Source organism: Niveispirillum fermenti, from assembly GCF_048066175.1.
GTDB lineage: Bacteria > Pseudomonadota > Alphaproteobacteria > Azospirillales > Azospirillaceae > Niveispirillum > Niveispirillum fermenti.
The window spans coordinates 253782-276373 of the sequence record NZ_JBLTXA010000001.1; the positions used below are offsets into that span (position 1 = coordinate 253782).

The 22592-nt window shown below is 65.1% G+C and carries 24 protein-coding genes and 1 tRNA gene; 14 read left to right on the forward strand and 11 right to left on the reverse strand.

Going from position 1 to position 22592, the window contains the following annotated elements; all coding sequences use genetic code 11:
• Positions 1-262: 262 nt before the first annotated feature.
• The 6 genes from rpsF to alr all read left to right on the forward strand — a co-directional run bounded on the left by rpsF (position 263) and on the right by alr (position 5719).
• Entirely contained in the window at positions 263-730 is a 468-nt protein-coding gene (rpsF, locus tag ACM9LZ_RS01120; RefSeq protein WP_416617491.1) for a 30S ribosomal protein S6, read from the forward strand.
• On the forward strand, positions 727-1011 hold the full coding sequence (gene rpsR, locus ACM9LZ_RS01125) for a 30S ribosomal protein S18 (protein WP_416617492.1): 285 nt from the start codon (positions 727-729) through the stop codon (positions 1009-1011). Before rpsF ends, rpsR begins: the two co-directional genes overlap by 4 nt.
• A gap of 19 nt (positions 1012-1030) precedes the next feature.
• A complete protein-coding gene (gene rplI, locus ACM9LZ_RS01130) occupies positions 1031-1585 on the forward strand; it encodes a 50S ribosomal protein L9 (RefSeq protein ID WP_416617493.1) in 555 nt (184 codons plus the stop codon).
• Between the two features lie 159 nt (positions 1586-1744).
• Entirely contained in the window at positions 1745-2983 is a 1239-nt protein-coding gene (locus tag ACM9LZ_RS01135; RefSeq protein ID WP_416617494.1) for a class I SAM-dependent methyltransferase, read from the forward strand.
• A 101-nt stretch (positions 2984-3084) separates the two neighbouring features.
• The gene (locus tag ACM9LZ_RS01140) at positions 3085-4587 is read left to right on the forward strand and encodes a replicative DNA helicase (RefSeq protein ID WP_416617495.1); all 1503 of its coding nucleotides are present in this window, start codon (positions 3085-3087) and stop codon (positions 4585-4587) included.
• Positions 4577-5719, forward strand: coding sequence for an alanine racemase (alr, locus tag ACM9LZ_RS01145; protein WP_416617496.1), 1143 nt, complete (start codon positions 4577-4579; stop codon positions 5717-5719). Before ACM9LZ_RS01140 ends, alr begins: the two co-directional genes overlap by 11 nt.
• Positions 5720-5766: 47 nt before the next feature.
• Here alr and ACM9LZ_RS01150 read toward each other — a convergent pair whose 3' ends face one another.
• A complete protein-coding gene (locus ACM9LZ_RS01150; RefSeq protein ID WP_416617497.1) occupies positions 5767-6171 on the reverse strand; it encodes a cupin domain-containing protein in 405 nt (134 codons plus the stop codon).
• The gene (locus tag ACM9LZ_RS01155) at positions 6168-6614 is read right to left on the reverse strand and encodes a VOC family protein (protein ID WP_416617498.1); all 447 of its coding nucleotides are present in this window, start codon (positions 6612-6614) and stop codon (positions 6168-6170) included. Before ACM9LZ_RS01155 ends, ACM9LZ_RS01150 begins: the two co-directional genes overlap by 4 nt.
• Positions 6615-6683: 69 nt before the next feature.
• On the opposite strand from ACM9LZ_RS01155, the gene ACM9LZ_RS01160 reads away from it, so the two are divergent.
• Positions 6684-7271 (forward strand): TetR-like C-terminal domain-containing protein, encoded by a 588-nt coding sequence (locus ACM9LZ_RS01160; RefSeq protein ID WP_416617499.1) that lies wholly within the window; start codon positions 6684-6686, stop codon positions 7269-7271.
• On the opposite strand, the gene ACM9LZ_RS01165 is transcribed toward ACM9LZ_RS01160, so the two are convergent.
• From ACM9LZ_RS01165 to miaA, 5 genes are all read right to left on the reverse strand, one after another.
• Positions 7261-8103, reverse strand: a complete 843-nt coding sequence (locus ACM9LZ_RS01165) for a hypothetical protein (protein ID WP_416617500.1) — start codon at positions 8101-8103, stop codon at positions 7261-7263. The genes ACM9LZ_RS01160 and ACM9LZ_RS01165 overlap by 11 nt on opposite strands.
• A 221-nt stretch (positions 8104-8324) precedes the next feature.
• Positions 8325-9344 (reverse strand): ketol-acid reductoisomerase, encoded by a 1020-nt coding sequence (ilvC, locus tag ACM9LZ_RS01170; protein ID WP_416617501.1) that lies wholly within the window; start codon positions 9342-9344, stop codon positions 8325-8327.
• A 104-nt stretch (positions 9345-9448) separates the two neighbouring features.
• Positions 9449-9964, reverse strand: a complete 516-nt coding sequence (gene ilvN, locus ACM9LZ_RS01175) for an acetolactate synthase small subunit (RefSeq protein WP_416617502.1) — start codon at positions 9962-9964, stop codon at positions 9449-9451.
• Positions 9965-10027: 63 nt separating this feature from the next.
• Positions 10028-11794 carry an acetolactate synthase 3 large subunit gene (locus ACM9LZ_RS01180; RefSeq protein WP_416617503.1) on the reverse strand — a complete coding sequence of 589 codons (1767 nt, stop codon included), beginning with the start codon at positions 11792-11794 and terminating at the stop codon, positions 10028-10030.
• 100 nt (positions 11795-11894) lie between these two features.
• Positions 11895-12884: a tRNA (adenosine(37)-N6)-dimethylallyltransferase MiaA gene (gene miaA, locus ACM9LZ_RS01185; RefSeq protein ID WP_416617504.1), complete on the reverse strand. Its 990-nt coding sequence runs from the start codon at positions 12882-12884 to the stop codon at positions 11895-11897.
• 216 nt (positions 12885-13100) lie between these two features.
• Between miaA and ACM9LZ_RS01190 the strand changes: the two genes are divergently transcribed.
• The 3 genes from ACM9LZ_RS01190 to ACM9LZ_RS01200 all read left to right on the forward strand — a co-directional run bounded on the left by ACM9LZ_RS01190 (position 13101) and on the right by ACM9LZ_RS01200 (position 15934).
• The gene (locus ACM9LZ_RS01190; RefSeq protein WP_416617505.1) at positions 13101-14240 is read left to right on the forward strand and encodes an OpgC family protein; all 1140 of its coding nucleotides are present in this window, start codon (positions 13101-13103) and stop codon (positions 14238-14240) included.
• Between the two features lie 103 nt (positions 14241-14343).
• The gene (serB, locus tag ACM9LZ_RS01195; RefSeq protein ID WP_416617635.1) at positions 14344-15243 is read left to right on the forward strand and encodes a phosphoserine phosphatase SerB; all 900 of its coding nucleotides are present in this window, start codon (positions 14344-14346) and stop codon (positions 15241-15243) included.
• Between the two features lie 55 nt (positions 15244-15298).
• Positions 15299-15934, forward strand: a complete 636-nt coding sequence (locus tag ACM9LZ_RS01200) for a LysE family translocator (protein WP_416617506.1) — start codon at positions 15299-15301, stop codon at positions 15932-15934.
• A gap of 34 nt (positions 15935-15968) precedes the next feature.
• Here the strand turns inward: ACM9LZ_RS01200 and ACM9LZ_RS01205 are convergent, their stop codons facing one another.
• Positions 15969-16559: an FMN-binding negative transcriptional regulator gene (locus ACM9LZ_RS01205; RefSeq protein ID WP_416617507.1), complete on the reverse strand. Its 591-nt coding sequence runs from the start codon at positions 16557-16559 to the stop codon at positions 15969-15971.
• A gap of 152 nt (positions 16560-16711) precedes the next feature.
• Here ACM9LZ_RS01205 and chrA point away from each other — a divergent pair, with 152 nt between their 5' ends.
• Positions 16712-17992, forward strand: coding sequence for a chromate efflux transporter (gene chrA / locus ACM9LZ_RS01210; protein ID WP_416617508.1), 1281 nt, complete (start codon positions 16712-16714; stop codon positions 17990-17992).
• A gap of 82 nt (positions 17993-18074) precedes the next feature.
• Here chrA and ACM9LZ_RS01215 read toward each other — a convergent pair whose 3' ends face one another.
• Positions 18075-18596, reverse strand: coding sequence for an Lrp/AsnC family transcriptional regulator (locus ACM9LZ_RS01215; RefSeq protein WP_416617509.1), 522 nt, complete (start codon positions 18594-18596; stop codon positions 18075-18077).
• Between the two features lie 123 nt (positions 18597-18719).
• On the opposite strand from ACM9LZ_RS01215, the gene ACM9LZ_RS01220 reads away from it, so the two are divergent.
• Positions 18720-19703, forward strand: a complete 984-nt coding sequence (locus tag ACM9LZ_RS01220; protein ID WP_416617510.1) for a mitochondrial fission ELM1 family protein — start codon at positions 18720-18722, stop codon at positions 19701-19703.
• Here the strand turns inward: ACM9LZ_RS01220 and ACM9LZ_RS01225 are convergent.
• Positions 19679-20227: a GNAT family N-acetyltransferase gene (locus ACM9LZ_RS01225; protein WP_416617511.1), complete on the reverse strand. Its 549-nt coding sequence runs from the start codon at positions 20225-20227 to the stop codon at positions 19679-19681. The genes ACM9LZ_RS01220 and ACM9LZ_RS01225 overlap by 25 nt on opposite strands.
• A 6-nt stretch (positions 20228-20233) precedes the next feature.
• Positions 20234-21127: an N-formylglutamate amidohydrolase gene (locus ACM9LZ_RS01230; protein WP_416617636.1), complete on the reverse strand. Its 894-nt coding sequence runs from the start codon at positions 21125-21127 to the stop codon at positions 20234-20236.
• Between the two features lie 222 nt (positions 21128-21349).
• Between ACM9LZ_RS01230 and ACM9LZ_RS01235 the strand changes: the two genes are divergently transcribed.
• Both ACM9LZ_RS01235 and ACM9LZ_RS01240 read left to right on the forward strand, forming a co-directional pair.
• Positions 21350-21424: transfer RNA gene (locus ACM9LZ_RS01235), tRNA-Val, on the forward strand.
• Between the two features lie 183 nt (positions 21425-21607).
• Positions 21608-22585 carry an ABC transporter substrate-binding protein gene (locus tag ACM9LZ_RS01240; RefSeq protein WP_416617512.1) on the forward strand — a complete coding sequence of 326 codons (978 nt, stop codon included), beginning with the start codon at positions 21608-21610 and terminating at the stop codon, positions 22583-22585.
• Positions 22586-22592: the final 7 nt, after the last annotated feature.

Sequence of the window (22592 nt, forward strand, 5' to 3'; positions counted from 1 at the left end):
CGGGAGGGGCCGCAAAGCCTTGTGACGCGGACGTAAGCCCGTATATTCCGGCCCGGTGCCCATGCGTGGAACCATCGGCGCCCATGCGACCGGCCCGCGCCGCCGCCCCTTGCGCGGCGCGGGACAGTCTGTATAGTGCGCGGCTTCCGAAACCCCGCCGGCGCTTTGCCAAGGTGCCGGCTAGGACCGTGCGGCTGGCCCCCTCCCCTTCAAACCGGGATCGGGACGCAGCGACGGACCATCAATAGCCATGGGGAATTTTATGGCGCTTTATGAAACCATCCTGATCTGCCGGCAGGATATTTCCTCCACGCAGGTCGAGAGCCTGACCGAAACCTTCAGCAACATCCTGAAGGAACAGGGCGGCTCGGTCGTCAAGACCGAACAGTGGGGTCTGAAGACCCTGACCTACCGGATCAAGAAGAACCGCAAGGGTCACTATGTCTATCTCGGCCTGGACGCGCCCGCCGCGGCCGTTGCCGAGATGGAACGCAACATGTCCATCAACGAGGACGTGCTGCGCTACATGACCGTCAAGGTCGAGAAGATCGACGAAGGCCAGACCGCCATGCTCGCCAACAAGGGCGAACGTGCCGAGCGCGGCCCCCGCGGTGGCTTCGGCGACCGTGGCCCCCGTCGTGAATTCGGTGACCGCGGCCCGCGCGAGGGCGGCTTCAGCCGTGGCCCGCGTCGTGAGGCCGCTTCGGAAGGTGAAGGAGACCGCGCATGAGCACCGAACGTCCCCAGGGCGCGTCCACGGGTGGCGCTCCCCGCTCCGGTGGCGGTGGCCGCCGGCCGTTCTTCCGTCGCCGGAAGACCTGCCCGTTCTCCGGCCCCAACGCGCCGGCGATCGATTACAAGGACATCAAGCTGCTGTCCCGCTTCATCTCGGAACGCGGCAAGATCGTTCCGTCCCGTATCACCGCCGTTTCGGCGAAGAAGCAGCGTGAGCTGGCCCGTGCGATCAAGCGCGCCCGCTTCCTGGCTCTTCTGCCTTACGTCGTGAAGTAAGCGAACCGGGAGAAAAGACATGGACGTCATTCTGCTGGAACGCGTCGAGAAGCTGGGTGTGCTGGGCCAGGTGGTCAAGGTGAAGCCGGGCTATGCCCGCAATTACCTGCTGCCGAAGAAGAAGGCCCTGCGCGCCACCAAGGAAAACCTGGCCTATTTCGAGACCCAGAAGGCGCAGATCGAAGCGCGCAATCTGGAGCTGAAGAAGGAAGCCGAGGTCGTGGCGACCAAGGTCGACGGCATCGCCGTCGTCGTGGTCCGTCAGGCTGCCGAGTCCGGCGTCCTGTACGGTTCCGTCTCCTCGCGCGATATCGCCGAGGCCGTGACGGCGGCCGGCACCACGATCGCCCGCGGCCAGGTGGCCATCGCCGAGCCGATCAAGACCCTGGGCCTGTTCAAGGTCCGCGTCGTTCTGCATCCGGAAGTGTCCGTGACCGTGACGGTCAACGTGGCCCGTTCGGTTGAAGAAGCCGCGGTCCAGGCCCAGCGTGGCGGCATGGTCGTTGGCCGCGACGACGAGGACGAGGACGAGGCGACCGAAGAGGTCGAAGCCACCGAGGAGACCGAGGCCTGACAGGTCCCGGTGCCGGATGGAAACATCCGGCTTCCCCGATTGGGTGAAAAAGGGCGTTCCCTGCATGGGGGCGCCCTTTTTTACATTCAAGAACCTTCCCTGTGACATTAACCATGACTACATTTCCAGGACGTTTCAGCGGCCTGGGGATGTACCGACATGCTGTTGTTCCGTCTGCTTTCCTCACTGGTCCGGCACGGACGCCTCTGCCTGATCGATGCACGCGGCGGGCGCCATTATTACGGCACCGCAACGGATGAGGAGGCGCCCGTCACCGTGCGGGTGACCGATCCGGCGCTTCATTGGAAACTGGGGCTGCATCCCGGCCTATACGCAGGCGAGGCCTATATGGACGGCACCCTGCAGATGGTCGAGGGCAGCCTGTATGATTTCATCAGCCTGATCACACGCAATGCGGGGCTGGGTCACCTGAGCCCGACGAGCGCGTTTGTCCAGCGCTTCGGCGTCGGCGTGCAACGCTTCATCCAGCAGCGCAACCCGCTGGACCGGTCGCGCCGGAACGTCGCCCATCATTACGACCTGTCCCGTCAATTCTATGACCTGTTCCTGGACGCCGACAGGCAATATTCGTGTGCCTATTTCCCAAAGCCGGGCCTGACACTGGAACAGGCGCAGGAGGCCAAGAAGCGGCACATCGCATCCAAGCTGCTGTTGCAACCGGGGTGCCACGTGCTGGATATCGGCTGCGGCTGGGGCGGCATGGCGCTGACCCTGGCGCAGATGGCGGATGTGAGGGTAACTGGCATCACGCTTTCCAAGGAACAACTGGCCGTGGCCCGGGAGCGGGCCGCCGCGGCCGGCCTGGATGACCGGGTGAATTTCGAGCTGTGCGATTACCGCGAATTGCCCGGCCGGTTCGACCGCATCGTCAGCGTCGGCATGTTCGAGCATGTCGGCGTGCCGCAATATCCCCTGTTCTTTGAACGGGTGCGCGACCTGCTGGCCGATGACGGCGTGGCCCTGCTGCATTCCATCGGACGGATGGAAGGGCCCGGCACCACCAATCCCTGGATCCGCAAATACATCTTCCCCGGCGGTTATTCACCTGCCCTGTCGGAGGTGACGCCCGCGATCGAGCAGGCTGGCCTGTGGCTGACGGATGCCGAGATCTGGCGGTTGCATTATGCGGAAACGCTGCGCCATTGGCGTGAACGGTTCCTGGCCAACCGGGAGAAGGCCAAGGCGCTTTATGATGAGCGTTTCTGCCGCATGTGGGAATTCTACCTCGTCGGGTCGGAATGCGCCTTCCGCCATCAGGGGCATCTGGTGTTCCAGTTGCAGATGGCCCGGCAGGTCGATGCCGTACCTTTGTCACGCGATTACATGATCGACGCTGAACGGCAGCGGCCGGCGGGGCGCAAGACGCGCGCTGCCTGATTTATCCACAGGATATCCCCCGATCCATCCCCGCCTTTTCAAGTCAGCCCCCGCGCGATGGCGTAACGCTGTCGGCGGGGGCCTGCTAAACTGGCGCCATCATGGATGCCAAGCTGATCGACCCCGCCGCTTTCGCCGGTGCCACCCCCGTTGCCTATCGCACGCCGCCGCACAATGAAGAGGCGGAGCAGACGGTGCTGGGCGCCATCCTGGTCAATAACCGGGCCTTCGAGAAGGTCGGCGAGTTTCTGCGGGCTGAACATTTCTTCGATCCCGCGAACCAGAAAATCTTCCAGGCCATCGCCAAGATGGTCGACCGGGGCCAGGTGGCCAACCCGATCACCCTGAAGGCCTATTTCGAGCAGGATCGCGACCTGTCGGATATCGGCGGTCCGGAATATCTGGCCCGACTGGCCGCCGCCATCGTCACGGTCCATAATCTGGAGGATTATGGGCGCGTCATTCATGACGCCTATCTGCGCCGGCAATTGATCGAAGTCGGCGAGGATATGGTCAACCATGCCTACAAGCATGACCTGGACATCGGCGCCAACGACCAGATCGAGGATGCCGAAAAGAAACTGTTCGAGCTGGCTGCCACAGGCGACATCAAGGGTGATTTCATCCCCTTCGACCGGGCACTGACGGCAGCCATCCAGACGGCAGAGGCGGCTTTCCGCCGATCCAGCCACGTCACGGGCGTCACCTCGGGCCTGCGCGACCTGGATACCAAGCTGGGCGGTCTGCACCCCAGCGACCTGCTGATCCTGGCCGGCCGCCCGTCCATGGGCAAGACGGCGCTGGCCACCAACATCGCCTTCAATGCCGCCAAGGCCTACATGCTGTCGGGCGGCAAGGAAGGGGCGCCCGTCGGCTTCTTCTCGCTGGAAATGTCGGCGGAACAGTTGGCCCTGCGTATCCTGGCCGATCAGGCCGAAGTGTCGGGCGACAAGATCCGCCGTGGCGAGATTTCCGCCACGGACTTTCCGAAATTCGTGGAAGCCAGCCAATACCTGTCCAAGGTGCCCTTCCATGTGGATGACACACCGGCCCTGACCATCTCCGCCGTGCGTACACGCGCCCGCCGGTTGAAGCGCACCCATGGGCTGGGCCTGATCGTGGTCGATTATCTCCAGCTTCTGCGCGGCGGCGGGTCCGGGCGCGGCGAACAGAACCGCGTGCAGGAGATTTCGGAAATCACGCGCGGCCTGAAGGCCATTGCCAAGGAACTGGACCTGCCCGTCATCGCGCTGTCGCAGCTTTCCCGCTCGGTGGAAAGCCGCGAGGACAAGCGGCCCCAGCTTTCCGACCTGCGCGAATCCGGCTCCATCGAGCAGGATGCCGACGTTGTGATGTTCGTCTTCCGCGAGCAATATTATCTGGAACGCGCCGAACCGGGTCGACGGCCCGACGAATCGGAAGACAAATATAATGACCGTTACCAGCAATGGCAGGAGCGGCTGGCGCAGGTTCATAATACGGCCGATGTCATCATCGGCAAGCAGCGCCATGGGCCGGTCGGCACCGTGCGCCTCTATTTCGACGGCAATTATACGCGCTTCGGCGATCTGGATACCCAACACGGCGGATCATATGACGAATGATCTGGCGGGGCTGTTGCAAAGCCCCGAGGCGGCGCGTGTCGGCGCCGTCCTGATCATCGATCTGGCCGCGCTGGTTTCAAACTGGCGCGACCTGGCGGCCCGCGTGGCACCGGCCGAGTGCGCCGCCGTCGTAAAGGCCAATGGCTACGGGCTGGGTGACATTGCTGTGGCCAGGGCCCTTTGGCAGGCCGGTGCCCGCAGCTTCTTCGTGGCCGATATCGAAGCGGGCCTGCGCATTCGCCGCGCCTTGCCCGATGCCCGCGTCATCATCCTGCATGGTGTTCCCGCCGGCACGGAGGACGAAGTGGCCGGCCAGCGCCTGACGCCCGTGCTGAGCAGCCTGGGCGAGATCGCCCGCTGGTCGGGCCATGCCCACCGGCTGGGCGACCGGCTGCCCGCGATTATTCATATCGATACCGGAATGAATCGCCTGGGCCTACCATCCGATGAATTGGAACGGTTGTGCAATGATCCTGATCGGCACTTGTCAGGGCTGGATTTGAACGGGTGGATGAGTCATCTCGCCTGCGCCGATGATCCCCGCCACCCATTGACGCCCGAACAATTGCGTCGGGTGCATGCCGCGCTGGCCCGCCTGCCCTCGGCACCGGTCAGCCTGGCCAACTCGGCCGGCATATTTCATGGCGCCGATTACCATTTCGATCTGGTTCGGCCCGGCATCGCGCTTTACGGCGCCAATCCGGCCCCCTGGCTGGCCAACCCGATGCGGCCTGTGATCCGGCTGCTGGCCCGTATTCTCCAGGTTCGCGCGGTCGCCCCGCCCATGACGGTCGGCTATGACGCAACCCATCATGTCGATCGCCCGAGCAAGGTCGCGGCACTGGGGATGGGTTATGCCGATGGCTACCCCTGGTCGCTGGCCGGCAAGGGCACGGCCAGCATTGCCGGCCATGCCGCGCCGCTGGTGGCGCGGGTGTCCATGGATCTGTTGACCGCCGATGTCAGCGCTGTGCCAGACCATCTGCTGCAAGTCGGGGGCTGGGCCGACATTATCGGCCCTCATCGGGACGTGGACCAGGTGGCGCGAGAGGCCGGCACCATCGGGTATGAGATATTGACCCGGCTGGGCCAACGCTATCACCGGATCTATCTCGGGGGCGCCAGCGTTTGAGATACCGGTAACCGGCTGTGATCACCGGGACTTGATATGAGGCGGTTTCACTGCGGCTTGGCGAACCATTCGACAATGGCCGGCATCCGCCTTTCAAACCCGCCCGGAATGAACAGGTTCAGCAGACCGGCCCGGTCCGCCCCCGGATTGCGGAAATCATGATCGACACCGGGAGGGATGCGAATGAAGGAGCCCGCCGCGAAGGATCGCCATTCAGTCCCGATCAGGATTTCCGGTGTACCGGCCAGAATATAGAAGATTTCATCATTGTCCGCATGCGCATGGGCGCCGATTTCCCGCTGACCCGGTTCCAGCCACCATTGCGAGATGGAATAGCCGGCCGCCGTTTCCGCCTCGTCCGCCAGGAAGATCGCCGTCAACCCGTCGCCCAGGGCGTAATGCCGGCCGCCGCCCGGCGGAAGGGCGATAATGTCGTGTCGCGGTTCGCTCATGCCCCCGTTTCCTCGTTCCAGCGGCGCTGCATCTCTTCCGGACTGACCTGTTCGATGGTCTGCGACAGCATCCAGCGATGGCCGAACGGGTCCATGACCATGGCACTGCGCTCCCCGAAGCTTTGATTTGCCGCCGGGCGGATGATGATGGCCCCTGCCGCCGCGGCGCGCGCCAGATCCTCATCCACGGCCGTCGTGGACAGGTACAATGTCACCGGTGTGCCGCCGATCGTGTCGGGGCTGAGTGCGCCGAAATCCGGATATTCGTCGGACATCATCACCACGCTTTCACCCAGCCGCAGTTCCGCATGACCGATCCGGCCGTCCATCGGGTCGGTCATGCGGAAAATCTCCACCGCCCCGAAGGCCTGGATATAGAATTCGATGGCCGCAGCCGCATTCTTCACGGTGAAATAGGGCATCACGCCCGTGACGCTGGACATTTCGCACCCCTTGTCATCAGATTTCAATTACGAAACGTTTCGTTTCGTAATGAGTCAATGGGGAACGAAATGAAACCGCGCGGGCGTCCGCCCAGCCCGGCCGCCAGGGAAAAGGCCTTGTCGGCGGCGCACGGAATATTGATGGAGGAAGGGTTCGGCCGCCTGACCGTGGAGGCAGTGGCGGCCCGGTCGGGCGTGGGCAAGGCCACCATCTATCGCAACTGGACCAACGCTTGCGAACTGGCCATGGCTGCATTGATCGATGGGGCACCCGTCGAGGCGACAGCCATGGAGCCCGGTTTCAAGGCCGCATTGACGGCGCAGATGCGAGCCCTGGTGAAGGCCTTTGCCACCACACGCGGACGGCAGATCGCCATGACACTGGCCGCCGCCGACCCGGAAAGCGAGATGACACGCGCTTTCCGGAACCGCGTAATCCTGTCCAGCCGGGAGGCGGGCCGCGCGCTGGTGCAGGATGCCGTAAGACGCGGTGAAATCGGCCCGCCTGTCGAGATCGAGATCCTGCTGGACATGATCTACGGCCCCGTCTTCTATCGCATCCTGGCCGGGCATCAGCCGCTGACCGCCGGCTTCGCCGAAGGGCTGGCGGAAAACGCCGTCACGATCCTGAAGGCGCCGGGTGGGGTCACGCCGTGATCGAGATATTGGCCTCCGACACCTGAACGGCGATGGTCAGCGTTTCGGTATAGGTGCTGGTATAGGTCATCTCCATCACCGACCCGGCCGCCATGCCGGCCGCGTCCGATGATGCCCCGCCGGGGTCCATCGCCTCCAGCGCGCCGTTCAACCGTTCAAGCGTCTCTCCGGCAGCGGCCAGATCGTCGCGCGAGGCCTTGAGGCTTTCCTCCAGTTCCCGCTGCTCCTCCTCGCTCATCCACAAGGTATTGTCCTTGCTGGCTTCTGCCTGGGTCAGCAGCGTGCGGGCCCGGCCCGCGATGTCGCGAACCTCCTGCACATAGGCGCGGGCATAGGAAACCGGGACACCCCCTGGTGTCATGCCGGGCTGCGCTTCCACGGGTTTGGCGGGATCGGGTTCTCCCCGCGCGATGGCGGCTGCACGTTCAGCAGGATCGACATCGCGGCCTTCCACCAATGCCTTCGCCTCGTCCGAGAGCTTGCGGGTCATGCCCGAGGCTTCGCGCGCCACATTGGCCAGCTTGCGCACATCGCCCTTGGCGGCGGCCTGCCGCGCCTCCTGCTCCAACTCCCCCATACGGCGCTTGGATTGCGTCAGCTTCTCATTGGCGGCCTTGCGGTCGATCTCCGACCGGGCCTGATCCAGGAACTTGCCCAGTTCCTCCACCCGCGCCAGCGACTTGGCCGCGTCGTTGAAGGAGCCGCCCAGACCAAGGTCCATCAGGCGCTTATAGATATCTTCCTGTGACCGGCCGGTGGTCGGCGTGTCCTTGGATGCCTTGAACCGCTCCTCAACCGCCTTGTCCACATGGCGATCGATCGCCGTCTTCATCGCTTTCGCGTTGGCGGCACTGAAGAGCGAGTTCGCGTTTAGCGAAATCATGGGCTCCCCCAAAAGGCGATCATTTTGATCTACCCTCAAACTACCCTGTTCGCGTCAAACGGGCAAGAAGCCTGAATACGGTCTTTCGTGATAGCATATGAAAAGCAAAACCGCCCGGCGGAAGAACCCGCCGGGCGGTCTGCTTGACAACCAAGAAGCCGTCGGACGGCTCAGTTCTTGGACTTGTCCACCAACTGATTGGCGGCGATCCAGGGCATCATGGCGCGCAGCTTGCCACCCACTTCCTCGATCGGATGCTCGGCCTGGCGGCGGCGGGTCGCCTTGAAGGACGGGGTGCCGGCCTTGTTCTCCAGCATCCAGTCGCGCACGAAGCGGCCGGACTGGATGTCTTCCAGCACGCGCTTCATTTCGGCCTTGGTCTCGTCCGTCACGATGCGCGGACCGGTGACGTAATCACCATATTCGGCCGTGTTGGAGATGGAATAGCGCATATTGGCGATGCCACCTTCGTAGATCAGGTCCACGATCAGCTTCACTTCGTGCAGGCACTCGAAATAGGCCATCTCCGGGGCATAGCCGGCCTCGACCAGCGTCTCGAAACCGGTCTGGATCAGCTTGGTCAGGCCGCCGCACAGCACGGCCTGCTCACCGAACAGGTCGGTCTCGCACTCTTCCTTGAAGGTGGTCTCGATGATGCCCGAACGGCCACCGCCGACGGCCGACGCATAGGACAGGGCGACGTCCAGGGCGTTGCCGGAAGCGTTCTGATGCACGGCCACCAGGCAGGGAACGCCGCCGCCCTTCTTGTATTCGCCGCGCACGGTGTGCCCGGGGCCCTTGGGCGCGATCATGAACACATCCGTGTCGGGACGCGGCTCGATCAGGCGGAAATGCACGTTCAGGCCATGGGCGAAGGCAATGGCGGAACCCTGCTTCAGGTTCGGGCCGATCTCGTTATTGTACAGGTCGGCCTGATGCTCGTCCGGCGTCAGGATCATGATGACGTCGGCGGATGCAGCGGCCTCCGCCGGGGTCACGCAGGTGAAGCCGGCGGCTTCGGCCTTGGCGCGGGTCGGCGAGTTCGCCTTCAGCGCGATGATCACGTCCGTCACACCGCTGTCGCGCAGATTCTGGGCGTGGGCATGGCCCTGGCTGCCATAGCCGACGATGGCCACCTTCTTGCCCTTGATCAGGTTGACGTCGGCGTCGCGATCGTAATAGACGCGCATGGGAATGTTCCTTCGTTCTGCTCTGCTGTTGCTCTGTCCGTCCCCGGCGCGGGGTACGGCATCGGGTTGAAAAGGCGCGTCCCGGCCCTGCCGGGACAGGTCCCTTAAAGGGTGGCCGTACCGCGCGACAGGGCGGCAGCCCCCGTGCGGCTGATATCGATCTCACCCAATTGCTTCATCAGGTCGATGAACCGGTCCAGGTCCTCCGCGGCACCGGTAATCTCGAACACGAAGCTGCTGATCGTGGCATCGACGACACGGGCCTTGAACACATCGGCGATGCGCAGGCTTTCCACCCGCCGCTCACCATTGGCCACGACCTTGACCAGGGCCATCTCCCGCTCGATGAACGGGCCTTCCAGCGTCAGGTCCTTGACCTTGTGGACGGGAACCAGGCGATCGAGCTGCACCTTGATCTGTTCGATGATCATCGGCGTACCGGAGGTGACGACGGTGATGCGCGACAGGTTGTCGCCCGTATCGATCTCCGCCACCGTCAGGCTCTCGATATTGTAGCCGCGGCCGGAAAACAGGCCGATGACCCGGGCCAGCACGCCCGGCTCGTTATCCACCAGCACGGAGATGGTGTGGCGGCGGATATTGGACTCTTGGATTGTCACGGGGAAAGGCTCCCAGCTTCTTTGTTCTTCAGGGGCGGAGGATCGGCGGACGAGGGGGCCGGCTTATACCAGTACCATCCCCTCCTCCGGCGTGGCCTCGGCCACCTTGTCCTCCGGCCCCAGCAGGATCTCGTTATGCGCCTTGCCACCCGGGATCATGGGGAAGCAGTTTTCCTTCTGGTCCACGCACATGTCCACGATGACGGCGCGGGGCGTGGCGATCATCTCGGCAATGACGTCATCGACCTCGCTCACCTTCGTGGCGCGCAGGCCCACGCCGCCAAAGGCATCGGCCAGCTTCACGAAATCCGGCAGCGCTTCGGAATAGCTTTCCGAGTAGCGCGAGCCATGCAGCAATTCCTGCCACTGCCGGACCATGCCCATCCACTGGTTGTTCAGGATGAACACCTTGACCGGCAGGCGATATTGCAGGGCCGTCGACATTTCCTGGATATTCATCTGGATCGACGCCTCCCCGGCCACGTCGATGCAAAGCGCCTTGGGATTGGCGATCTGCGCCCCGATTGCAGCCGGCAGGCCGTAACCCATGGTGCCCAGCCCGCCCGAGGTCAGCCAGCGGTTCGGCTTGTTGAACGGCAGGAACTGTGCCGCCCACATCTGATGCTGCCCGACCTCTGTGGAGATGAACACATCATCGCGGCCAGCAATGGCGGCACGCAGCCGTTCCAGCGCGAATTGCGGCTTGATGACCTTGTCCGTCTTCTCGTACCGCAGGCAGTCACGGGCGCGCCAGACGCCGATCTGGTCCCACCATTCCTTCAATGCCGCCTGGTCGGCCCGCTTGTTGCGCGCCTTCCAGATGCGGATCATGTCTTCCAGCACGTAAGCCGCATCGCCGACGATGGGCAGATCGACGCGAACATTCTTGTTGATGTTCGACGGATCGATATCGATATGGATCTTCTTGGAATTCGGGCTGAACTCGCTGATCTTGCCCGTGACCCGGTCATCGAACCGCGCACCGACGCAGACCATCAGGTCACAGCCATGCATGGCCAGATTGGCCTCGTAGGTGCCGTGCATGCCCAGCATGCCCAGCCATTGCTGATCATGGGCCGGATAGGCACCCAGACCCATCAGGGTGGTGGTGCAGGGATAGCCCGTCATGCGGACAAGCTGTGTCAGCAACTGGCTGGCCACGGGGCCGGAATTGATGACGCCGCCACCGACATAGAAGATGGGACGCTTGGCATTGGCCAGCAGTTCCACCGCCTCCTCGACCTTGTTCAGGTCGGGCTTCACCTGGGGGCGATAGGATTTCGGCTGGCTTTCGCCCGGCGTGCGATAGGTGCCCTCGGCGAACTGCACATCCTTGGGAATGTCGATGACGACGGGACCCGGACGGCCGTTCTTGGCCACATAGAACGCCTCGTGCAGCGTCCGGGCCAGATTGTTGACATCCTTGACCAGGTAATTGTGCTTGGTCGCGGGCCGGGTGATGCCGGTCGTGTCGCATTCCTGGAACGCATCATTGCCGATCAGATGCGTCGGCACCTGCCCCGTCAGGCAGACGATCGGGATGCTGTCCATCAGTGCATCGACCAGACCGGTGACGGCGTTGGTGGCACCGGGGCCGGACGTGACCAGCACGACGCCGACCTTGCCGGACGAACGCGCATAGCCTTCCGCCGCATGGACGGCGGCCTGTTCGTGGCGAACCAGGATGTGCTTGATCTGGTTCTGCTTGAACAGCGCATCATAGATGGGTAGTACCGCGCCGCCCGGATATCCGAAGATCGTGTCTACACCCTGGTCCCGAAGGGCCTTGATGACGATTTCCGCACCGGAGAGGCTGGTTCCCGAAGACATGATATGCGCTTTCAAACAGTTCCAACTGGGTTGAAAAACGCCGCCTTTCGCAGGGGCGAAGGGCGACGTGGCGGCACACTAGATGGAACCGGAAAGGTGGTCAACCCATTTTAGTAATGTTCTTAGTCATGTCAGCCATGATACGGTCATAAAATTTCGTGAACGCTGTTCCAGATGCAAGTTCCATCGCATCCAACCGCAGTGCGGCAGGCATTTGATTGCGAAACCAGGTCATCTGGCGCTTGGCATAGTTGCGGGTCAGTTGCTGGGCGGTGGCGGTTGCCGTGGCCCGGTCCATCCGCCCTTCGATCAGCGCCGCGATTTCCGGCACGCCCAGCGCCTTCATGGCCGGCAGGGCGGGGTCCAGCTTCTGCCCCAGCAGCGCCGCCACCTCCTGCTCCGCGCCCTGTTCCAGCATAGCCAGGAAACGCCGATCGCACCGGGCGTAAAGCACGGCACGCGGCGGCTCAACGACAAGGGTGGTGAAGGAGAGATGTGCCGGCACGTCGCGCGGCGGGTCGGCCTGCCAGGCGCTGATCGGCCGGCCCGTAGCCTGCATCACCTCCCAGGCGCGGATCAGACGCTGGCTGTCGGTGGGATGCAGGCGGGCGGCCGTGACGGGATCGATCGAGGCCAATCGCGCGTGCAGGGCGGGGCTGCCGATCGCTGCCTGCAGGTCCATGGCCGCCTGCCGCACATCCGCCGGAATATCGGGAATGTCGGACAGGCCCTGCATCAGCGACCGCAGATAAAGCCCGGTCCCGCCCACCACGATGGGCAGCCGGCCCGCCGCATGTGCGGCATCGATCTCGGCCAGGGCCCGCTGGCGCCAGCGGGCGGCGCTCATCCGCATCGAAGCCGGGACGATCCCGTAAAGCGCATGCGGCGCCGCCGCCTCGTCCGCCGGCGACGGGCGGGCAGTGATGACACGCAGGTCAGCATATACCTGCATGCTGTCGGCATTGATCACCACACCGTCCGCACGGTCCGCCAGGGCCAGGGCCAGCCCCGATTTGCCCGACGCGGTCGGCCCGCCAACCACCAGCACGGGGTGCTGCGGCGGGTGGGTGGGTCCAGGGTCTGCTGCCATCGGCGCCACGGCGTCGGCCTTTTTGAAGAAATATGGAAAGGAAGATCAGGTATCTGGTAGCCGCCGCAGGGGCTGCTTGTCATGGGCTTATCACGGCGGGGCCAGGAAATTTCCACCCTGCCGCCATGATTGGGGTGTTCCATAAGGAGATTGGCGGTACAAGGTGACCGTCCATGCCCGTCGATGGGGCCGGCCACGGGACAGGGAGTTCGCGTCATGCGTGATCTGCGGATCGATTTCTTCCGGGGCCTCGCCCTTTGCGCGATCTTCCTCAACCATATCCCGGGACCGGCCACGGCCCTGACCTGGCGGCATTACGGTTTCTCCGATGCGGCGGATGCCTTCGTCTTCCTGGCGGGATTCAGTGCGGCGCTGGCCTGGGGCGCCGGGTTCCGCGGCGAACGGGACACCGCCCGGGCCAAGGGAAGCGCCCTGCGCCGTGCCCTGCACCTCTACCGGGCCCATCTTCTGCTGGTGGGCGCCATGCTGGTGCTGGTGACGGCGGGCGCCTGGATTTATGCCAATCCCGCGATCAAGGAGATGATGGCCCTGGGCTATCTGGGCAACCATCCGGCAGACGGATGGCTGCGCGTCGCCCTGCTGGTCTATCTGCCCAATCTGGGCGACATCCTGCCCATGTACATTGTCTTCATCAGCATGCTGGCGCTGCTGGGGCCGGTGATGGCCCGCAACCCGCTGCCGACCTTCGTCCTGTCCGCGCTGGTCTGGGCCTGGGGGGGCATGACCGGGATCGCACCGCCCGCCCATCCGGGAGGCTGGTCCTGGTTCTTCAACCCGCTGTGCTGGCAGTTCCTGTTCGTCATCGGCTTCCTGCTGGGCAATCGCGTATCCAGTGGCAAGCCGCTGCCGCATCATCCGCTGCTGATGACGGGCGCCGTCATCATGGTGCTTTACGCGCTGCTGGCCACGACACCCTGGCAGTCGTTTGGCATCGGGCGCGAGTTCCGCGTCTTCGACCCCGATGCGCTGATCCCGCATGGCAAGGCGACGCTGGAGATCGGGCGCCTGCTGCACTTCCTGTCCCTGGCTTATATCGTGTCGTCCCTGATCCGGCCGGATGCCGGCTTCCTGGGGGGGCTGGCCGGACGGCAGTTCTCCATCATGGGCCGGCACAGCCTGCCCGTGTTCGCAGGCGGTGTGCTGCTGTCGGTTCTGTGGACCATCCTGATCGAACAGACGCCCACGACGAACCGCATGGAATGGATGATGGGCCTGTCGGGGCTGCTGATCCTGCGCGCCATCGCCATGGTATGGGAACATGCGGGTCCCGCCGACCGGCCCGCGGCACGCCCGATGCCGGCACCGGCACCGGCGATGCCGGTCGCCGCGACCTGATCATTCCGGATGGCATCCCCTCACGCATGATCGGTTGCCAGCAGACGGCAGGGACGCGATAAGGGCGGCAATCGACCACCCCTGACGGACGGGAAACCCGATGCTGCGCCAAGTCCTGACCCTGATCGCCAATCCCGCCGCACCGGCGCTGGACGACGCCACCGCCAAGGCGGCACGGGCGGCGCTGACCGAACTGGGGGCCGAAACGGCGCCGGCGGACTGGCTGGCACCGTCCCTGGCCTGCGATATCGGGTTCGACGGGCTGAACGAGGATCAGGCGCAGGCCGCCGTTGCCCGCGCCCTGGCGGGCCGCCCCGTGGATATCGTGGCCCAGGCCGTTGAGGGACGGCGCAAGTCCGTACTGGTCGCCGACATGGAATCGACCATCATCCAGCAGGAAATGCTGGATGAGCTGGGCGACCTGATCGGGGCACGCGAACGTATCGCCACCATCACGGCCCGCGCCATGAATGGGGAGATCGGCTTCAAGGGCGCCCTGCGCGAGCGGGTGGCCCTGCTGGCCGGGCTGGATGCCGGCGTGCTGACGCAGATGATCGGCCGCGTCACCTATATGCCGGGGGCCGCCACCCTGATCGCGACGCTGCGCCGGCATGGCGTCTATTGCGCACTGGTGTCGGGCGGGTTCAAGACCTTCACGGCCCACGTGCGTGAAACGCTGGGCTTCGATGAGGATCAGGCCAACGACCTGATCCTTGCGGATGGCAAGCTGGCCGGGACGGTGGTCGAACCCATCCTGGACAAGGATGCCAAGCATCAAGCCCTGATCCGCATCACCGCCGCGCGCCGGGTGCCGGTAGCCGCCAGCATCACCGTCGGCGATGGTGCCAACGACCTGCCCATGCTGATGGCGGCGGGCATCGGCGTGGCCTATCACGCAAAGCCCAGCGTGGCGGCACAGGCCCGCGCCCGCATCGATCATGGTGACTTGACGGCACTGCTTTACATCCAAGGCTACAGGGCTTCGGAAATCACAGTGGCATAAGGTTGCCCGGAACGGCACCATCGGGACAGGTTCATCCAGGATGGAGTGCGCGTCCATGCCGGTCTTTCCCGTTGAAACGCTGCTGCTGTTCCTGACGGCGGCCCTGGCGCTGAATCTGACGCCGGGGCCGGACATGCTGTTCTGTCTGGGCAGCGGCGCCCAGCGAGGCCCCAGGGCCGGGCTGGCCGCCGCGTTGGGCGTGGCGACAGGGGCGATGGCGCATACCGCCGCCGCGGCCTTCGGTCTGGCGGGCCTGCTGATGGCCTCGCCGCTGCTGTTCGAGATTGTGCGCTGGGCGGGTGCGGCCTATCTCCTGTGGCTGGCCTGGAACACGTTCCGCGCCCCACCGCCGGCCGCCGCCGGCACGGCGACCAGCCAGCGCGATATCGGCCGCATCTTCCTGCGCGGGGCCATCACCAACATCCTCAACCCCAAGATCGCCATCTTCTTCCTGGCCTTCCTGCCGCAATTCATCGATCCGGCCCGCGGATCGGTCATCGTGCAAGCCCTGGTGCTGGGCACGCTGCTGAACCTGTCGGGCACCATCGTCAATGCGATGGTGGGGATGGGGGCCGGTGGGGTGGGGCGACGTCTGGCCCGCAACCCCGCAGCCGCCCGCATGCTGAACCGCATCTCCGGCACCGTCTTCCTGGGCATGGCCGTGCGCCTGGGACTGATGAGCCGGACCTGAAGGCGGCCGCCCCTGACACAGGGGGCCCAGGGCATCAGGGTATCTCCAGCACGCCGGAAAGCCCGGCCCGCACACCGGCCCGGTCCGCCTCCGGCCGGTTCTGGCTCAGCTTGGCCTTACCCTCCACCTTGTCCACATGCAGGACCAGCCCGACAATGGCGCGCAGATTTGCGGCAATGAAATCCGCCGGGGCGTCAGCGACCTTCCAGGGCACCTCCCGCCCCATCTCCTGTCGGTCGGTCAGACGGCTGACGATGGCTAACACGGCATCCGGGTCCTCCACCACCTCCAGACGCCCGTGAACATGCACGGTCAGGTAATTCCAGGTTGGCACGACCTTGTGATGGATGGCCTTGCCCAGATACCAGGACGGGCTGACATAGCCGTCACCCCCCTGGAAGAGGGCCAGCGACGGCACGCCCGGATCGAAGCGTCGCCAATGCGGGTTGGCCCGCGCGACATGGCCTGTAAGCCGCAGCCCGTCCGCCCCGCGCTCCCGCAGCAGGGGCAGCAGTGTGGACAGCAATCCGCCATCCCCCAGACTGACCAGCGTAGCCAGCGGCCGGTGGTCGATCAGGTCCAGCGCGGCCTGCATCTCCATCGTGAACGCATCGGGTATATACATCGGCGCGCGCTCCCCGTCTCGTGCCGTCGGACCTCCCCCATTCCTGCCGCAGAACGCAGCGCATCGCATTCATTGACTTGTAACAATGACAAACTTGCATCCGGCCCGTGGCACACGCAGCATCGCGCCACATCGGGGGGGGGGGGAGCTTAATGCCTGATTTTGCTCAAGCGCTGCGTTTCTGGTTCTGGCTGGGCTGCGTCAGCTTCGGCGGGCCGGCGGGGCAGATCGCCCTGATGCAGCAGGAGCTGGTGGAACGGCGGCGCTGGATCGACGGCACGCGGTTTCTGCACGGGCTGAACTTCGCCATGCTGCTGCCGGGACCGGAGGCGCAGCAGCTTGCCACCTATATCGGCTGGCGCCTGCATGGGACCCTGGGCGGGCTGGCTGCCGGCGGGCTGTTCATCCTGCCCGGCGCGCTGGTGCTGCTGGCCCTGTCATGGCTGGCGGCCGAACATGGGGATCTGGCCTGGGTCGGCGCCCTGTTCGACGGGGTGAAGCCCGTCGTGATCGCCATCATCGCGGCTTCCGTCTGGCGGCTGGGCCGGCGCACCTTGCGCGGGATCGCTGCCCTGCTGCTGGCCCTGGCGGCCTTCCTGGCACTCTATCTGGGCCACCTGCCCTTCCCCATCCTGATCGCCCTGGCCGCGCTGCTGGGTTATCTGGCCGCACGAATGGGCCGCGACTGGTTCACCCACCCCGCACATGCCCCCGGACATCCCGACGATGGCGAGGGGCACCTCCCCGACGACCGGCCCCCGTCGCGCGGTTCGCGGCGGCTGGTACGGCTGGCCCTGCTTTTTGCCGTGCTGCTGCTGGTGCCGGTCCTGGGGGTGGTGCTGTTGCTGGGCCGCACGCCCTGGGCCGATATCGCCGACCTGTTCACCACAGCCGCCTTCGTCACGTTCGGCGGCGCCTATGCCGTGTTGCCCTACATCGCCGAGCGCGCCGTGGAACATTATCACTGGCTGACGGCGGCGGACATGCTGAACGGGCTGGCCCTGGCCGAAAGCACGCCGGGCCCGCTGATCCTGGTCACCCAGTATGTCGGCTTCTTCGCGGGCTGGAACCATTCCGGCGGCCTGTCGCCGGGGATGGCCGGGATGATCGCGGCGGGCCTTACCACCTATGTCACCTTCCTGCCCTGCTTCTTCTTCATCTTCGCCGGTGCCCCCTATATCGAGGCGCTGATCCGCAACCGGGCGGCGGCCGGAGCGCTGGCGGCCATCACGGCGGCCGTGGTCGGCGTCATCCTGAACCTGGGCGTGGTGATGGGCGAACAGGTGCTGCTGCCCGGCGGCCAGCCGGACCCGGTGGCATTGATCGTCGCATGTCTGGCGCTGTTCGCGCTGCTGCGCCTGCAGGTCGCCGTGCATTGGCTGGTGCTGGCGGGTGCCGGCTTCGGGCTGGTCCGCATGCTGCTGGTCGCCTGAACCAGGGTCCATGACGACGAAGGGCGCCCCCATGGGGGCGCCCTGGCGGGACGTGGGAAAGACCGATCACGCCGGGCGCGAATCAGACTTCGTCTTCCTCGTCATCATCTTCCTTGACCTCCGGCCCGACATCGACATCGATGGGCACACCGGGGGCATATTTGGACTGGCGGATGGCCAGGGCCGATTTCACATGGCTGACATTGGGGGCCGCCGTCAGCTTCGTGGTCAGGAAACGCTGATAGCTGTCCCAGTCCACCGCCACGACCTTCAGCAGGAAGTCGGTTTCCCCGGCCAGCATGTTGCATTCCCGAACCTCCGGCCAGCTATTGACCAGTGATTCGAAACGCTTCAGATCGCTTTCCGCCTGGGACGACAGGCCGACCTGTGCGAAAACCGTGACATGGAATCCCATGGATTCCGGGTTGATGTCGGCATGGTAACCGCGGATGTAGCCGGCCTCCTCCAGCGCGCGCACACGGCGCAGGCAGGGGGGAGCGGAAATGCCGGCGCGCCGGGCCAGTTCCACATTGGTCATCCGGCCGTCCGCCTGCAGGTCACGCAGGATGCGCCGATCGATTCGGTCGAGTTTGACCCGCCGCATGGTGATTTTTTAACTCCAGGAGTTCATGATTTGAGCAAGGATATTACACGCCCAGCCCCTTCCCGCAAGGGAGAGCCGGATTACGATATAAAATTTCCCAAATCAAGCCCCACAGGTGCGGATGTGACCAGTAAACCCCCAACCTGCTGGGTAGTGTCCGACGGGCGGGCGGGAATCGAAAACCCCTGCCTGGGGCTGGCGGAAGCGCTGGACCTGACACCGGTCGTCAAGCGGGTCCGGCTGCGCACACCGTGGCGGCAGACCACCCCCTATCTGCCGCTGCCCGGCATCGCGGCGGCACTGGCACCCGGATCGGACACGCTGGACACGCCCTGGCCCGACCTTCTGATCAGTTCCGGCCGTCAGGCCGTGGCCCTGTCGATGGCGGCCGGACGCCGCTCGCCCCGTACGGTGCGGGTGCATATCCAGAATCCGGGCGTGCCCTTCGACCGGTTCGATCTTGTCAGCCTTCCAAGCCACGACCGGAAGAAAGCCCCCAACCTGGTGGAAAGCCGCGGCGCCATCCACCGCGTGACGGCAAGGAAACTGGCCAGGGCGGCCGCGGATTTCGCACCGCTGGCAGCCGGGCTGGCCCGCCCCCTGGTGGCGGTGATGATCGGCGGGTCCAACCGGTTCTATACGCTGGACGAAGCGATGATGACCGGCCTGGCCGACCAGTTGGCCACCCTGGTGCGCGACCAGGGGGTGGGCATGATGATCACCACATCCCGCCGGACGGGGGCGGGCAACGAAGCCATCCTGCGCCGGGCCCTTACAGGGCTGCCGGTGTTCCTGTGGGACGGTACGGGACCGAATCCATATTTCGGGATGCTGGCCCTGGCGGACCACCTGATCGTCACGTCCGACAGCGTCGCCATGGTTTCGGAGGCGACCGCCACGGGCAAGCCGGTGCATGTCATCGATCTGGCCGGCAATGCGGAGAAGTTCGACCGGTTCCACGCCATGCTGCGCGCAGACGGGGTGACACGCCCCTTTACGGGGCGGCTGGAGACATGGACGTACACTCCTTTGGACGATACCGCCCGGTTGGCCGCCCGCGTCCGGGAATTGCTGGACGAGCGTCAGGCCGGCAGCGGGGCCGGCTGATCGGCATTGCCGGGGGGCGGGGCGGCCGGGTCGCCCAGCGGACGGACCATCAGCACCCAGTCCAGCCAGCGGCCATGCTTGACACCCAGGCCCGGCACCGATCCGGCCAGCGTGAAGCCCAGGGCGCGATGCAACCCCAGGGAGCCCTGGTTGCTGCCATCCCCGATGACGGCGACCATGCGGCGGTATCCCGCGCGTGTACAATGGTCGATCAACGCCTTCAGCAAGGCCCGTCCCACCCCCATCCCCTGCGCGTCGGGTGCAACATAGATGGAATTCTCCACTGTGAAGCGATAGCCGGGCCGGTCGCGGAAGGCGCTGCCATAGGCATAGCCCAGCACCCGCCCCGCCTGTTCGGCCACCAGATAGGGATAGCCGCCGGTCTGCACGGCCAGCATGCGCCGCGCCATTTCCGCCGCATCGGGCGGTGCCGCCTCATAGCTGGCCGTCCCCTCCAGCACATGCGGCGCATAGATGGCGGCGATGGCATCGGCATCCGCCACCGTGGCCGGGCGCAACAGCATTTTCCTTCACCCCCCCTTCACGGCGGCCGCCCGGCGACCGCGCGGCTTCAGCCCGTCGCCGGGCAGGCGACCCAGCCGGGCGACCAGCCGGCACATATGCTCGGCCAGCACCTCCAGATAGGGCCGGCGGGCCAGGGCATGCTCGTCCATATATAGCGACCGGTTCAACTCCACCTGCAGGGCATGCACACCGTCGGCGGGGCGGCCGTAATGGCGTGTCGTGTAGCCGCCGGCATAGGGGGCATTGCGGCCCACCACATAACCCAGCCCCGTCAGCACCTCCTCCACCGCCCCGACAACGCCGGCATGGCAGGCGCTGCCGTAGCAGTCGCCCAGGACCATATCCAGGCTGCCGCTCTCCGCGGCTTCCGGCGGCAGGCCGATGGACGGCATGGAATGGCAATCGATCAGGATGCAATAGCCGAACCGGTTCCTGGTTTCGTCAACCAGTCGCCGCAGGGCTGCATGGTAGGGGTAGTAGCAGCGGTCGACCCGTTCCACGGCCTCCGCGAAGCGCAGACGCTGGCCGTAAATCTCCTCCCCACTGGCGACGACACGGGGAATGGTCCCCAGTCCTGCTGCCACCCGCGGGCTGCGGCTGTTGACATAGCTGGGCAGGGGCCCGTCGAACATCACGGGATCGAACTCGAATGGCTCCCGGTTCAGGTCCAGATAGGCGCGCGGCAGCATCGCTGCGAGCAACGGAACGCCCAGGCCAACGCAGGACCCGAAAATCTCATCGACGAAGCAATCCTCCGACCGGCGCAAGGCGCGCGGGTCCAGGCGTGACCGTGCGATGAAGGCAGCGGGATAATCCCGCCCGCTGTGGGGCGATGCCAGCACGACCGGCATCTGCGGACCCGCCGGCGGCCGGTGGATGATGAAGACGCCACCGCCCATGCCGGTGCCGGGGGGACGGCCGGGGACAGGGGGGGCGGAGCAGGCGTCATCCGGGCAACTCATGCCCCAGATGTATCGGATTGCGACGCCCCCTTCCAGCCAGCCGAAAGGGTCGGCAAAAAAACCGGCGATTTTCTGAAAACAGGGTGTTGCATTGCCCCGAACTGGTTGCTATAAGCCCGCCCACCCCGGAACGACAACGCCGGGGCGAACGAACGGATCGGGCGCGTAGCTCAGCGGGAGAGCACTACGTTGACATCGTAGGGGTCACAGGTTCAATCCCTGTCGCGCCCACCATCCGTTGCAAAGTCCGGAAGGGCCGGTTCCAGCAGGAACCGGCCCTTCGGCTTTCCAGGCCTTTTCCAAACGGATAGGCTTCCGGCTCTAGCCCCCGATGCCACCCCATGTTGCAATGGACGCCATTGCCATCGTCCCGCACCGGTCAGAGGGCGTTGGCGGCCTTTGCGTTCGGGAGTGTCCATGCGTTCGCGGCGTTTCATTTTCTTTCCGGCGGCCGTCGCCGTCCTGATCGCTGCCATCTGGATGCTGTTTCCCATCGGCCATCTGAGGGATCGGGACAAACTGGTCATTGCCGAAAGCCGGCAGATCATGTCCGCCCTGATTTCGGTGGCAGAAGCGGACGGCCATTTCGCCCAGCAGGGCCTGGCGGTGGAACTGCTGCCCGTCGCCAATGGACGCATGGCCCTGCAGACCATGCTGGATGGCCGGGCCGATCTGGCCCTGTCCTCGGACGTGCCGGCAGCCAACGCCATCGCCACAGGGCAGCCGATTCGCCTTCTGGCCACGGTGGAAACATCCGACCGGGACGTGGTGGTCGCATCGCCCGCCGGCAACGAGATCACCCGTCCCGATGCTCTTGCCGGCCGCCGCGTCGGATTCGTCCCCGGTACCAATTCGGAATATTTCCTGGGCCTTCTGCTGCGCCAGAACGGGTTGAGCGAACAGGTGACGCGCGTCCCGCTGGAAAGCGACGCCATCATGCAGGCCCTTTACCGCAATGAGGTGGATGCGGTTTCGGTGTGGACGACGTTGCGAATTACATCCGCCGACATGTTCCCCCAGGGCTTCGACGTCCTGGCCCTGCCGGGCCTTTACACCGAAAGCTGGATTCTTTCCACACGGGCAGACGTGGTGCAGGAGCGCTCCGACACGCTGCGGCGCCTGGAGAAGGCGTTGCTGGCCGCGGAGCAGACCATCCTGCATGATCGCGAACACGCCATTCCGATCGTGGCGGCCGCGACGGGCATCAGCCCGGCGCTGGTGCGTGCCCACTGGGACAATTACGGTTTCACCTTGCGACTGGACCAGGCCCTGCTGCTCTCGCTGGAAGCCCATGTCCGACGGGCCGGCGGCAATCCGGGGCCGGAACTGCTGGACTTCCTGCAACTGGACCTGTTGAAATCCGTTGATCCCAGTCGTGTGACCATCCTGGATTAGCCTCGGC

What these genes read in the sequence shown, in the direction of transcription:
- ACM9LZ_RS01205 (WP_416617507.1), bottom strand. Translation starts at nt 16,559, where the DNA reads ATGTATATACCCGATGCGTTCACGATGGAGATGCAGGCCGCGCTGGAC.
- rplI (WP_416617493.1), top strand. Translation starts at nt 1,031, where the DNA reads ATGGACGTCATTCTGCTGGAACGCGTCGAGAAGCTGGGTGTGCTGGGC.
- ACM9LZ_RS01150 (WP_416617497.1), bottom strand. Translation starts at nt 6,171, where the DNA reads ATGAGCGAACCGCGACACGACATTATCGCCCTTCCGCCGGGCGGCGGC.
- miaA (WP_416617504.1), bottom strand. Translation starts at nt 12,884, where the DNA reads ATGGCAGCAGACCCTGGACCCACCCACCCGCCGCAGCACCCCGTGCTG.
- ACM9LZ_RS01135 (WP_416617494.1), top strand. Translation starts at nt 1,745, where the DNA reads ATGCTGTTGTTCCGTCTGCTTTCCTCACTGGTCCGGCACGGACGCCTC.
- ACM9LZ_RS01180 (WP_416617503.1), bottom strand. Translation starts at nt 11,794, where the DNA reads ATGTCTTCGGGAACCAGCCTCTCCGGTGCGGAAATCGTCATCAAGGCC.
- rpsR (WP_416617492.1), top strand. Translation starts at nt 727, where the DNA reads ATGAGCACCGAACGTCCCCAGGGCGCGTCCACGGGTGGCGCTCCCCGC.
- ACM9LZ_RS01140 (WP_416617495.1), top strand. Translation starts at nt 3,085, where the DNA reads ATGGATGCCAAGCTGATCGACCCCGCCGCTTTCGCCGGTGCCACCCCC.
- ACM9LZ_RS01230 (WP_416617636.1), bottom strand. Translation starts at nt 21,127, where the DNA reads ATGGGCGGTGGCGTCTTCATCATCCACCGGCCGCCGGCGGGTCCGCAG.
- ACM9LZ_RS01200 (WP_416617506.1), top strand. Translation starts at nt 15,299, where the DNA reads ATGCCGGTCTTTCCCGTTGAAACGCTGCTGCTGTTCCTGACGGCGGCC.
- ACM9LZ_RS01215 (WP_416617509.1), bottom strand. Translation starts at nt 18,596, where the DNA reads ATGCGGCGGGTCAAACTCGACCGAATCGATCGGCGCATCCTGCGTGAC.
- ACM9LZ_RS01165 (WP_416617500.1), bottom strand. Translation starts at nt 8,103, where the DNA reads ATGAAGACGGCGATCGATCGCCATGTGGACAAGGCGGTTGAGGAGCGG.
- alr (WP_416617496.1), top strand. Translation starts at nt 4,577, where the DNA reads ATGACGAATGATCTGGCGGGGCTGTTGCAAAGCCCCGAGGCGGCGCGT.
- chrA (WP_416617508.1), top strand. Translation starts at nt 16,712, where the DNA reads ATGCCTGATTTTGCTCAAGCGCTGCGTTTCTGGTTCTGGCTGGGCTGC.
- ACM9LZ_RS01190 (WP_416617505.1), top strand. Translation starts at nt 13,101, where the DNA reads ATGCGTGATCTGCGGATCGATTTCTTCCGGGGCCTCGCCCTTTGCGCG.
- ACM9LZ_RS01225 (WP_416617511.1), bottom strand. Translation starts at nt 20,227, where the DNA reads ATGCTGTTGCGCCCGGCCACGGTGGCGGATGCCGATGCCATCGCCGCC.
- ACM9LZ_RS01155 (WP_416617498.1), bottom strand. Translation starts at nt 6,614, where the DNA reads ATGTCCAGCGTCACGGGCGTGATGCCCTATTTCACCGTGAAGAATGCG.
- ilvC (WP_416617501.1), bottom strand. Translation starts at nt 9,344, where the DNA reads ATGCGCGTCTATTACGATCGCGACGCCGACGTCAACCTGATCAAGGGC.
- rpsF (WP_416617491.1), top strand. Translation starts at nt 263, where the DNA reads ATGGCGCTTTATGAAACCATCCTGATCTGCCGGCAGGATATTTCCTCC.
- ACM9LZ_RS01160 (WP_416617499.1), top strand. Translation starts at nt 6,684, where the DNA reads ATGAAACCGCGCGGGCGTCCGCCCAGCCCGGCCGCCAGGGAAAAGGCC.
- ACM9LZ_RS01240 (WP_416617512.1), top strand. Translation starts at nt 21,608, where the DNA reads ATGCGTTCGCGGCGTTTCATTTTCTTTCCGGCGGCCGTCGCCGTCCTG.